Origin of the sequence: Sulfuriflexus sp. (assembly GCF_032250955.1) — a bacterium.
GTDB lineage: Bacteria > Pseudomonadota > Gammaproteobacteria > AKS1 > AKS1 > Sulfuriflexus.
Map to the genome: position 1 here is coordinate 1 of NZ_JAVVES010000080.1, position 10,609 is coordinate 10,609.

11 protein-coding genes are annotated in these 10,609 nt (G+C 51.8%); 3 read left to right on the forward strand and 8 right to left on the reverse strand.

The genetic code is table 11. The features are described from left to right. Nucleotides 1-48: 48 nt before the first annotated feature. On the reverse strand, nucleotides 49-546 hold the full coding sequence (locus tag RQ738_RS12060) for a DUF72 domain-containing protein (protein ID WP_314165488.1): 498 nt from the start codon (nucleotides 544-546) through the stop codon (nucleotides 49-51). A 508-nt stretch (nucleotides 547-1,054) separates the two neighbouring features. On the opposite strand from RQ738_RS12060, the gene glgX reads away from it, so the two are divergent. Further along, nucleotides 1,055-3,187, forward strand: a complete 2,133-nt coding sequence (gene glgX, locus RQ738_RS12065) for a glycogen debranching protein GlgX (protein WP_314165490.1) — start codon at nucleotides 1,055-1,057, stop codon at nucleotides 3,185-3,187. Between the two features lie 52 nt (nucleotides 3,188-3,239). Here glgX and RQ738_RS12070 read toward each other — a convergent pair whose 3' ends face one another. The 7 genes from RQ738_RS12070 to RQ738_RS12100 form a co-directional block, all read right to left on the reverse strand. Next, the gene (locus RQ738_RS12070) at nucleotides 3,240-5,927 is read right to left on the reverse strand and encodes a cation-transporting P-type ATPase (protein ID WP_314165491.1); all 2,688 of its coding nucleotides are present in this window, start codon (nucleotides 5,925-5,927) and stop codon (nucleotides 3,240-3,242) included. Nucleotides 5,928-6,081: 154 nt separating this feature from the next. Next, complete coding sequence (locus RQ738_RS12075) at nucleotides 6,082-6,834, reverse strand: endonuclease/exonuclease/phosphatase family protein (protein ID WP_314165492.1); 753 nt, start codon at nucleotides 6,832-6,834, stop codon at nucleotides 6,082-6,084. Continuing rightward, on the reverse strand, nucleotides 6,827-7,150 hold the full coding sequence (locus RQ738_RS12080) for a hypothetical protein (RefSeq protein WP_314165494.1): 324 nt from the start codon (nucleotides 7,148-7,150) through the stop codon (nucleotides 6,827-6,829). The genes RQ738_RS12075 and RQ738_RS12080 overlap by 8 nt, the downstream gene beginning before the upstream one ends. A 162-nt stretch (nucleotides 7,151-7,312) precedes the next feature. Continuing rightward, nucleotides 7,313-7,636: a hypothetical protein gene (locus RQ738_RS12085; RefSeq protein WP_314165495.1), complete on the reverse strand. Its 324-nt coding sequence runs from the start codon at nucleotides 7,634-7,636 to the stop codon at nucleotides 7,313-7,315. A gap of 12 nt (nucleotides 7,637-7,648) precedes the next feature. After that, entirely contained in the window at nucleotides 7,649-8,014 is a 366-nt protein-coding gene (locus tag RQ738_RS12090; RefSeq protein WP_314165496.1) for a TusE/DsrC/DsvC family sulfur relay protein, read from the reverse strand. Between the two features lie 88 nt (nucleotides 8,015-8,102). Then, nucleotides 8,103-8,687 carry a superoxide dismutase gene (locus RQ738_RS12095; protein ID WP_314165498.1) on the reverse strand — a complete coding sequence of 195 codons (585 nt, stop codon included), beginning with the start codon at nucleotides 8,685-8,687 and terminating at the stop codon, nucleotides 8,103-8,105. 139 nt (nucleotides 8,688-8,826) lie between these two features. Next, on the reverse strand, nucleotides 8,827-9,294 hold the full coding sequence (locus tag RQ738_RS12100; RefSeq protein ID WP_314165499.1) for a hypothetical protein: 468 nt from the start codon (nucleotides 9,292-9,294) through the stop codon (nucleotides 8,827-8,829). Nucleotides 9,295-9,600: 306 nt separating this feature from the next. Here RQ738_RS12100 and RQ738_RS12105 point away from each other — a divergent pair, with 306 nt between their 5' ends. Continuing rightward, nucleotides 9,601-9,933, forward strand: coding sequence for a hypothetical protein (locus RQ738_RS12105; protein WP_314165500.1), 333 nt, complete (start codon nucleotides 9,601-9,603; stop codon nucleotides 9,931-9,933). Further along, nucleotides 9,930-10,589: a RibD family protein gene (locus RQ738_RS12110; RefSeq protein ID WP_314165501.1), complete on the forward strand. Its 660-nt coding sequence runs from the start codon at nucleotides 9,930-9,932 to the stop codon at nucleotides 10,587-10,589. The genes RQ738_RS12105 and RQ738_RS12110 overlap by 4 nt, the downstream gene beginning before the upstream one ends. The last annotated feature ends 20 nt before the right edge of the window (nucleotides 10,590-10,609 follow it).

Below are 10,609 nucleotides of genomic sequence, written 5' to 3' on the forward strand. Positions count from 1 at the left end.
CTCCAATTTCCAGAAAACTATCTCTATTGCTCCAAATTCGCTATATTTTTACCCACTAATTTTTCCGAAGAGCCATTTTTTTAGAAGGTCAAGGGTTTGGCTGGTGTGCCAGCTATGATCGCGGAATTCGAAGGCATACTGATAGTCAGCACTCAGTACACGAAGAAATTCCTCAAGCCGTTGCGGATTGAACCTCCAATGTGGTGGCAGCTGGAAAATAATTGGTCCGAGTTTGTCTTCGAGCACACTGACACGTTCAAAAAAAGCGGCCACGCTTGTTTGTGGGTCCTTAAGTTTTTTCATGTGAGTGATGTAGCGGCTGGCTTTGGCCGTAAAGACAAAATCATCAGGCACTATATCGTACCACTGCTGCAGAACTTTCTTGTCTGGCAGGTGATAGAACGTGTTATTTATCTCCACGCTGCGGAAATGCCCGGCGTAATAGGCCAGCCACTGTTTATGCGGGATGCCTTCCGGATAGAAAGTGCCCAGCCAATGGTCATATGACCACCCGGAAGTGCCTGCCAAAATATGTCCATGCGCCATTACAAGTTGCCGCTTTAATTACTGCACTGCCAGGTGAGTGGTCAGGCGCCGAATTGCAAAGCCGGTCGGCATGTGCCAGTGCCAGCCCCTTGTCGGCAATATCGGCAGCTATGCATAATGCAAGATACATACTGGTCTTGCTGCTTGCCTGACGACATTGAAATTTCTCAATCCTGTTTATTATCCGCACGCGAATTTCGGATACCGATACCTGTACACAGGTGCTCATTGCGAAATTTCAATGCGCTCATGTATTCGGTCCTGCATTTTCAAGGCTGAAAATGGCTGTACCTTCTAAAGTATATGCCGCCTTCCCGGATGGCTTTTGTCAGCCGTATTCCGTAAAGAACAGATACATGATCAGAGATGCTGAAAGCGGGGATGGCGTTATGACTTCCCCGGCATGAATAAGATGATGGGTTTTCTCATCGTTACCGGTTTGTCCGGGGCAGGGAAATACCATGCAGGATTCGAATAAATATGAAAACAAAATATCAAATGCATAAACATGAATGAGCGACGTGTTTGGCCAGGATTGCCTTATCCGTTAGGGGCTACGTGGGATGGATCGGGGACCAATTTCGCCCTGTTTTCGGCGCATGCTGAAAAGGTCGAGTTATGCCTGTTTGATAATGACGGTAAGCAGGAACTCCATCGCATTCAATTATTCGAGTACACGAATGAGATTTGGCACTGCTATTTACCGGATGTCCGTGCCGGTCAGCTATATGCCTATCGCGTTTATGGGCCTTACGATCCTGAAAACGGCCATCGGTTCAATCATCACAAATTATTGCTTGATCCCTATGCCAAAAGGTTGCGTGGTGCACTGGAGTGGCATGATGCACTGTTTGGCTATGTTGTTGGGCATGACAGGGAAGACCTGTCATTTGACAAGCGAGACAGTGCACCTTACATGCCGAAATGCGAGGTTATTGAGGCCGCTTTTACCTGGGGCAGAGACCGGTCGCCAGAACGCTCGTGGCATGAAAGCATCTTCTATGAAATGCATGTGCGCGGTTTCACTATGCGCCATCCTGATGTTGCAGATGCAACACGGGGCACATTCGGTGGCCTGGCCACATATGAAGTCATCAGTTATCTTAAGAATCTGGGTATTACTGCTGTCGAACTGCTTCCCATACATGCCTTTCTGCATGACCGTAACCTGGTAGAGCGAGGTCTGCGCAATTACTGGGGATATAATTCAATCGGATTCTTCGCACCGCATCCGGAATACATGGGCAGTGGTGGTCTCAATGAGTTCAAGACGTTTGTACGCCTGCTACATGAAGAGAATATCGAGGTTATTCTGGATGTGGTTTATAACCACACCGCCGAGGGTAACCATCTCGGGCCAACACTCTCGCTACGCGGCATCGACAACAAGTCGTATTATTATAAAATGGAAGGCAAGCCCAGATATTATAATGATTATACAGGCACGGGTAATGCGCTTGAATTGCGCCATCCCTATGTCTTGCGCATGGTGACAGATTCACTCCGCTACTGGGTCGAGGAAATGCGAGTAGATGGTTTTCGCTTCGACCTGGCCACTACCCTGGCGCGCGTTGATGGTGAATTTGACGAGCACTCCAGTTTTCTGGACTCGGTCGCTCAGGATCCGCTCCTGTCTACTGTAAAGTTGATTGCGGAACCCTGGGATACCGGCCAGGGTGGTTATCAAGTAGGTAACTTTCCACCGGGCTGGGCCGAGTGGAACGACCGTTACCGTGATACCCTGCGCCGTTTCTGGAAGGGTGACAGTGGTCAACTCCCCGAGCTCGCATCGAGACTGGCGGGCTCCAGTGACATTTATGACCAGCGTGGCCGGCGCCCCTGGTCGAGTGTGAATTTCGTTACTGCCCATGACGGCTTTACCCTGCATGACCTGGTGAGCTATAACGAGAAACATAATGATGCCAATCAGGAGAATAACCATGACGGTAATGGAAATAGCTTCAGTCATAACTTCGGCGTAGAAGGGCCAACTAATGACCCTGCTGTTCAGGGTCAGCGTATGCAGCAAAAGCGTAACCTGCTGGCATCACTATTGCTTTCTCAAGGTCTGCCTATGCTGCTGGCTGGCGATGAATTCGGAAATACCCAGATGGGTAACAATAATGCCTATTGCCAGGATAATGAAACGGCATGGTTGAACTGGCCGGAGATTGACGCTATGGGAGAGTCCTTGCTGTCGTTCACGAAAACCCTGATCCAGTTGCGCAACAGGCATATTGTCTTTCATCGCCACCGATTCTTTCACGGTAAGGAGATCCCGGGTACAAAAACGAAAGATATTATCTGGCTGACAGCTGATGGTAAGGAAATGGACGAGGACGAGTGGGATGACGATTCGGTAAAATCACTCGCCTTGCTGATAAGTGGCAAGGCTGGTCAGTATCACCTGACCGAGCACGGCGAGAGAGAGACAGATGATACATTCATGCTGATGATGAATGCCGGTGATGAAGCTGTTGAGTATATTTTGCCGGAAGTTAAAAATGTCTCGTCTGTGTCGGTAGCAGTGGATACTTCATTGAGTTCCCGGGATAGCTTGACTGAGCAACCGGCAACAAGCCCTTTTAGCCTGAAACCGAGCTCACTGGTATTGATACGCTATCGAATAGGTAAAGCCTAACCATGGGCTCGCCGGTCTTGTATGGTGACAAATAAGATATTCCCGATAATCACTAATCAGCAAGACGGAGTCGGATCTGTTTTTCCAGTTCGATGCTGATAAACAGCAGCACACCAACCGCGACAATCAGCAGGCCATCTGCAAAGGCAACCGCTTCCGTGACAAAAATAGCCTGTAAGGATGGCAGGTAGGTAATCGCGAGCTGCCCTGCAATCACAACAAGGATCGCCAGCCATACTGCCTTTGTGCCGCGGAACATCTTCCAGGTTAATGTCACCTGGGACATATTGCGGATATACAGAAGATGGAATATCTCCATCACCACGAGGGTGTTCATGGCGATGGTTCGCGCCAGCTCGACAGAGTAGCCCTGGGTTATGGCGTAGGTATAAATGCCGAAAACACCGGCCAGAAAGAGTGCAGTCACCAGTATGATGTGCCATACCAGTTCGCCTGTTAACAGCGGCTGGTTGCGCGGCCGTGGCGGTCTCCGCATGGCATCATCCTGGGTCGGTTCGAAGGCGAGCGCGATGCCCAGTGATACGGCGGTAATCATGTTGACCCATAGAATCTGGATAGGGGTAATCGGTAATGCCATGCCCAGCATCAGCGCTAGCATGATGGTAGAGGCTTCGCCGCCGTTGGTGGGCAGTGTCCAGCTTATCACCTTCTTGATGTTGTCATAGACTGTGCGGCCCTCGCGGACGGCAGCGGCAATGGAGGCAAAATTGTCATCCGCCAGCACCAGTTCCGAGGCCTCCTTGGCGGCCTCGCTGCCTTTCTTACCCATGGCGATGCCGGCATCGGCACGTTTCAGAGCCGGTGCGTCGTTGACGCCGTCACCGGTCATGGCGACTACCAGGTCGTGGGTCTGCAGCGCGGTCACCAGGCGCAGTTTGTTCTCCGGGCTGGCACGCGCAAATACGTCGGTTTTAATGACTGCAGCGCGCAGTGTAGCCTCATCGAGTTTATCAATGTCGACGCCGGTCAATACGCTGTCAGTCTGTCTCAGGCCAATCTGGCGACCAATGGCGCGGGCCGTGGCGGCATGGTCGCCAGTGATCATTTTCACATGAATGCCCGCACTGTGGCATTCGGCGACGGCGTCGATGGTTTCCTTACGGGGCGGGTCAATAAGCCCGACCATACCGAGCAGAACGAGGGAATCCTCAGCGTCTGCATGTTCCAGAACGGTATGCTCGGGCGGTACTGGCTTCATGGCTAATGCCAGTACTCGCTGGCCCTGTGCCGCGATTTCCTCGGCGCGTTCGTGCCATTGGTTTGTGTCCAGGGACGAACTGCCGCTTTCACCATGACGTTGCTGTTTGCACATGGATAAAATACTTTCAGGCGCGCCTTTGACAAAAATAAAGGCATGCTCTTCATGGTCATGATTCAGGGTTGCCATGTATTTATGTTGGGCGTCGAAGGGGATCTCGTCGGTGCGGGTCCAGTGCTTGCGTTGTTCCTCACTATCAAGGCCAGCGCGGCCCACGAATGCCAGCAGCGCCGCCTCCATCGGATCGCCCTCAACCGCCCAGCCGGCCTCATGCTTTTTCAGTTCAGCGTCGTTACACAGCAGAGCGGTACGTGCGATTTCATGTAGTTGCGGGTAATCGGCCGCGCTGATCGTGCCATCAGCCAGCTTTATCTCACCAGCCGGTTCGTAACCTTCGCCATGAACCGAAAATGTCTGATCATCTATCGCAACCGTGGCAACGCTCATTTCATTGCGCGTCAACGTGCCGGTTTTGTCTGCACAGATCACTGATACTGACCCCAGTGTTTCGATCGCTGGCATACGACGGATAATGGCATTGCGCCTCGCCATCGCCTGTACACCTACGGCCAGGGTGATGGTCAGTACCGCTGGCAAGCCTTCCGGGATGGCCGCGACGGTGAGGCCAACCACGGCCATAAACAGTTCGGCGAAGTTATGATCGAGAATGAAATGGCCGATGGACAAAATTAGAGCAGCGATAGCGATGATGAAGAATGTCAGCTTTTTGGCAAAGGTATCCATCTGCTCGACCAGTGGTGTGGTCAGGGTCTCGATTTCGGAGAGCATGCCGCTTATGCGGCCTACCTCGGTTGCCTCGCCCGTGACTACGACAACACCCTTGCCCTGACCGCTGGTTACAGTGGTGCCACTGAAGGCCAGACAACTGCGATCGCCCAGCGCGGCACCGGCCTTGACTGGCGCAAGGCGCTTTTCGACGGCAAGTGATTCGCCGGTGAGAATGGCCTCCTGTATTTGCAGACCACGCAGTTTTAGCAGACGCAGATCAGCGGGCACCTTGTCCCCCGCCTCCAGCAGTACGATATCACCGGGAACCAGTGCCTCACCCTCAACGGTTTGTCGATGACCATCGCGGAGGACCGATGCTTTTGGCGCCAGCATGTCGCGAATAGCATCCATCGCCATTTCTGCCTTACCTTCCTGAACAAAACCGATGATGGCGTTAATGATGACGACAGCAAGAATCACGGAAGTATCAATCCAGTGTTCCAGCAACCCGGTAATGAGAGCGGCAGCCAGTAATACATAGATGAGAATATTGTTAAACTGATGCAGAAAACGCATTAACAGGCTGCGTTTCTCCGCCCGCGGCAAGCGGTTAGGGCCATAGGTTTCCTGTCTGTGCCTGGCTTCGACATCACTGAGTCCATCAGGAGAAGTCTTGAGATCGGCAAGTACCTGTTCAGCGGAGAGTGTATGCCAGCCCTGTTTTTCAGTCATTTGTCAGCTCCAACGTAAATGAACAGTGTTGTCTGTGTTGTGGTCGCTTATTGTGTAATTATTAGCATAGCGGATCAGGAGAATGCCGTCATGCGCAGCTGCATGAGTCTTCATACTACAACACTTTTGCAACGGGTTTGTCAGGACCATAGTGCTATTGCTGTTCAGTCTGGAGAATACCTTTTAATGGCAGATGATCAGAAGCGATGCGTGCCAGGGTGCTGGTATGAACGGCCAGCGTGCTGAGACGGCTACGTGGGTGAACCCAAATATGATCGAGGGCGAACAGTGGCCAGCGAGCCGGGAAGGTTGCATAGCCGGGTGTGGCCTGAAAGTGCGCATGTAGCCAACGCAGGATTCGACCCCACAGAAACCATTCATTAAGATCACCCATTAATACTGAAATATCCGCCGCCGGAGGGTTAAACAGGGAAAGTAACAGACGTGCCTGCTGGCGTCGTTCGGCAGGATTCAGGCCAAGGTGCGTCGCAACGACTTGCAGGCTTTGCCCGTTGCAGTCAAAGACTACGTCAAGTGCGCCGCGTGGCTCTCGACCCGGCATGCTTAAATCTAGCCGATTCAGGCTCAGGACGGGCAGCCTGGTTAGCAGCGCATTGCCATAGTCCCGGCTACCGCGCAGCAGGGTGGGGCCGGCTATGGCCACATATCCTGATCCAGCCGCCAGGTAATCGAGTAAATCCAGGTCATCGAACTTATGATGTTCGACTTCCTGCAGTGCCAGCACGTCAGCATCGAGTTCCTTTATAACAGCAATAATGCGATCGGGATCGAATTCTCCATCAGCGCCGATACAGGCATGAATATTATAGGTGGCGAGTACAATAGGCATACCGGCAATATCATCAAGCAGAATATGGCACCTTGACGGGCCGGCACGATCAGTCATGCACAATAATGCGCTTTTTGTCAGTGTCGATATCTACCTGGGAGCTCGACTGGAAGCAGGCCTTGGCAATAGTCTCCAGACCTGGCAGGTGATTTTTCGCCGCCAGATGCTGCACAATCTCGCTGCCGTTACACTCCAGGAGCATGTTCCCGTTTTCCTCTATCCTGCAATCAAAATCTTCCCCGTCAAGCGAAGTATCAAAATCGTCCGGCATCTGCAGGATCACCGGTTCCTGGTGAAGTATCTGAGCCTTCGCTCTTTTCGGGGCCTTATCTTCGTTCCAGTCCATGACCGGGATATTGCTGTAATCGCGCATAGGACACACAGGTAGATGGCTTATGAATGTGAACAAGGTAACCTGTGCAGGCTTCTGTGAGCATTGAAGAATGTCAATGCGATAATTCCCGGTCGTCCAGAATTGCGGTTTTATGCGTATGCAAAAGGTCTGAAACCCATACGCAGTCAAGAAGCCCCAGGCTCAGGCAGGTGGGTCAGGATTGCGCCATGGTGGCTTGCGCGCCAGCCATGTGGCCAGGGCGATGGCCGGTAGCAGCACCAGGGCAAGGAATACCAGCGAGGGCCCCGGTTTGCCAAGCGCGTTTCCGAGCTCAAGACTGATCGCCAACCAGGCGAGCAGATTGAAAAGCAGCATCGTAGCCATGATAAATACCGAGACAAAAATAAGATAGGCGGCGAGCGGCTTCTGCTGCGGGTGTCGTATACGTGCGACATAAGGTATTGCGGTGACAAGTACGATTAGCCCTGCCGCCACAGCGATCAAGTTCGACATAATGTCAGGCATGAATAACTCGTATCAAAAGCTGATACCGAATCCATCATCCTCGGTAAGAGGCGGTACCTCGAGCCCGGCGATAACCATGCCCTGTGCAACAGGACCATCCGGGAACAGTTGGCGCAGATACTTGCGACCGCCGCGATCAATAAACTGCTTTTCGAGTGCATTGCTGAGATGGCGACCACTTTTGGCCCGACCATGTTCCAGGTAATAGTCGCGCAAGTAATGTATCACTTCCCAGTGCGCATCGGTAAGTTCAAGGTTTTCCACGGAAGCCTTTTCTCGAGCCTGTTCCTCGTTCCAGTTCTCCAGGTCATATTCACGGTCTGCGCGGTCAGGGTCTGATGTGCCCGGGTTGTCGATTAGCTTCTTAATGTCTGACATTTCAATTCACCTTTATCGAGAAGCGGTTTCCAGGCTCTTTTGAGGCCTCCATGATTCCGTCTACTGTTATTGGCAAGCGTAATTTTATTTAACGGCTAAGATTGTCGGCTACAAACTCCCAGTTGACAATGTTCCAGAATGCGTCAATGTAATCCGGGCGCGCATTGCGATAGTCGATGTAATAGGCATGTTCCCATACATCACAGGTCAACAATGGCTGCCTGTTATCTGCCAGAGGGTTATCGGCGTTACTGGTGGTTACGATTTCAAGCTTGCTATCATCAGTTCTTGTCAGCCAGGCCCAGCCTGACCCGAAATGAGTTGCCGCAGCCCCGGAAAAGGCTTCTCTGAATTCGGCAAAACTGCCGAAGGCCTCGTCTATGGCGACAGCCAGACTGCCTGTGGGCGAGCCGCCACCGTCAGGGCTCAGGCAGTTCCAGTAGAAAGTGTGATTCCATACCTGTGAGGCATTGTTGAACAAGCTACCGGTCGCCTCTTTGCTGATCTGTTCGAGTGGGGACTCTTCGAAGCCGCTACCCGGGATCAGTTTATTCAGTTTGTCTACATAGGTAGCGTGGTGTATACCATAGTGATATTCAAGGGTCTCTGCGGAAATGTGTGGCTCAAGTGCATCCATGGGATAGGGGAGATCCGGCAGTTTGTGTTGTGTCATGTTCACATACCTTGTCGAATTAAATATCCGCCGACGGGTTTTAAACGGCACAATGTTTTTTCAGAAGCAAAACATGTGCCGCCAGGAAGACGGCATAACCCGCTAGCATGCGGTTATGATTTTACTGAAGCGATAGTGACTATTCCTTTTTGGTGTCTTCACCGAACAAGTCAGATTGTGCATCATCCAATGAGCTGCTGAGGGTGTTGTAGGAATCGATAAAACCTTTTTTGACATCATCCCAGGTATCGCTGGAACTGGCTTTCATCTGCTCATACTGCTCAGCGAGCGCCTCGCGTTGTTCCTGCATGGCACTCAAGGTGGCTTCACGGCGCTGGCGGATATCCGCACTCAGATCCTGCCAGCCCTGGCTGGCCCGCGATTCCATCTCGTCAATGCGTTTATCCATGGCGTCTATGGTTTCCTCAGCTTTGACAAGCGCTTCATCACGCTGAGTTATGCTATAGGCCTTCAGTGATTCCATTGCCTCGGACCATTCCTTTTTTACCTCTCCGGCATCAGTTGCATCTGCAGCAGGTTGCTTGTCATCAGACTGGTCGGTACAGGCACTGGTCAGGGCGAATGTGGATAAGATAGTTGCAAACAAAAGTATCTGCCTTATCCGGGATGTGGTTGTTGTGATTCTTGACATCATTATCTCCTTTAATTACATAGGTCAATACCAGCCATTAATAGCGGGTAAAGGACGTGCCTTTGTCGCGTGCCCGTATATGCCCGTTGGCATTGAAGCCTGACGGTTATACAGATCTTGCCCTGCGATAATGGACCAGGCTGTCTTGATTGTATATCTATTTTATTCAAGGCCGCATGATCGTTACATTGAAAAATATCAATGATATAAAACGCTGCGGGCCAGGTCGACGGGCATCAATTCGCAGCCTTGTGCGTATTCGTGATTATCATCATTACCTATATGGCTGGACTTGGTGCTTTTTCCCATATTGTTGCCGGCCCGACGCATATGTTTTATGCGCTTGCTGCAGGCGCGACACCGGGTGTGGCTATGGGAAGCTTTTTTGTGCGGACACTCATCGGTAATGTTATCGGTGGCGTGGCATTCGTCGCGGTGTTGAACTATGCGGAGATCTCCCGGGAAGATGGAACTGACCGCATTGATGAATTTCAATTCTCGCCGCATAAAATTTCTGTAGATATTCACCTGATATGGTATGTGCAGATGAAAAGAGAGGAGATTGTGATGAATGTCGGAAAATACAGCAGATGAGCGCCTCTACAATTATGCAGTTATATCCCGCCCCGAGCCGCGAATGTGAACTGAAAGGGATTTACCTGCAAGCGTCCGACATCGCTGAACCGGCTAATCCGCAACCCTGGGTATATACAAATTTCATTACAAGCCTGGATGGTCGCATAGCGATTGAGCAACCGCTGAACGGGGAGCGTAGTGTCCCCGCTTCTATCACCAATAAGCGTGACTGGCGCCTGTACCAGGAACTGGCTGCGCGTGCGGATGTGCTGCTCGTGAGCGCACGTTTTTTGCGCGAGCTGATGCATGGCAAGGCACAGGACAATCTGCCCATCAGTACCGCGCCAGGCTTCTCGGATCTGCTTGAATGGCGTATCCAGCAGGGGCTTTCCCCACAGCCAGCGGTTGTCATACTCAGTGCCAGCCTGGATCTGGCATTGGCTGATTTTTGCGCGGCGTCTGCGCGCTCCGTTTATGTTGCCACGGGTAGACGCGCCGACACAAATGCGGTTCGTCGTCTGGAAGAGAGCGGCGCAAAAATGCTCTATGCAGGCACGGGCCGGGAGGTGGACGGCAAGCAGCTTGTCGAACAGCTCGTGAATGCCGGCTTTTACAAAATTGGCTCTTCCCCAGATGTGGTGGGTAAGATTTACCGTATAACACCATCAGGATAAAGATCCAGTCCGCCAAGGTG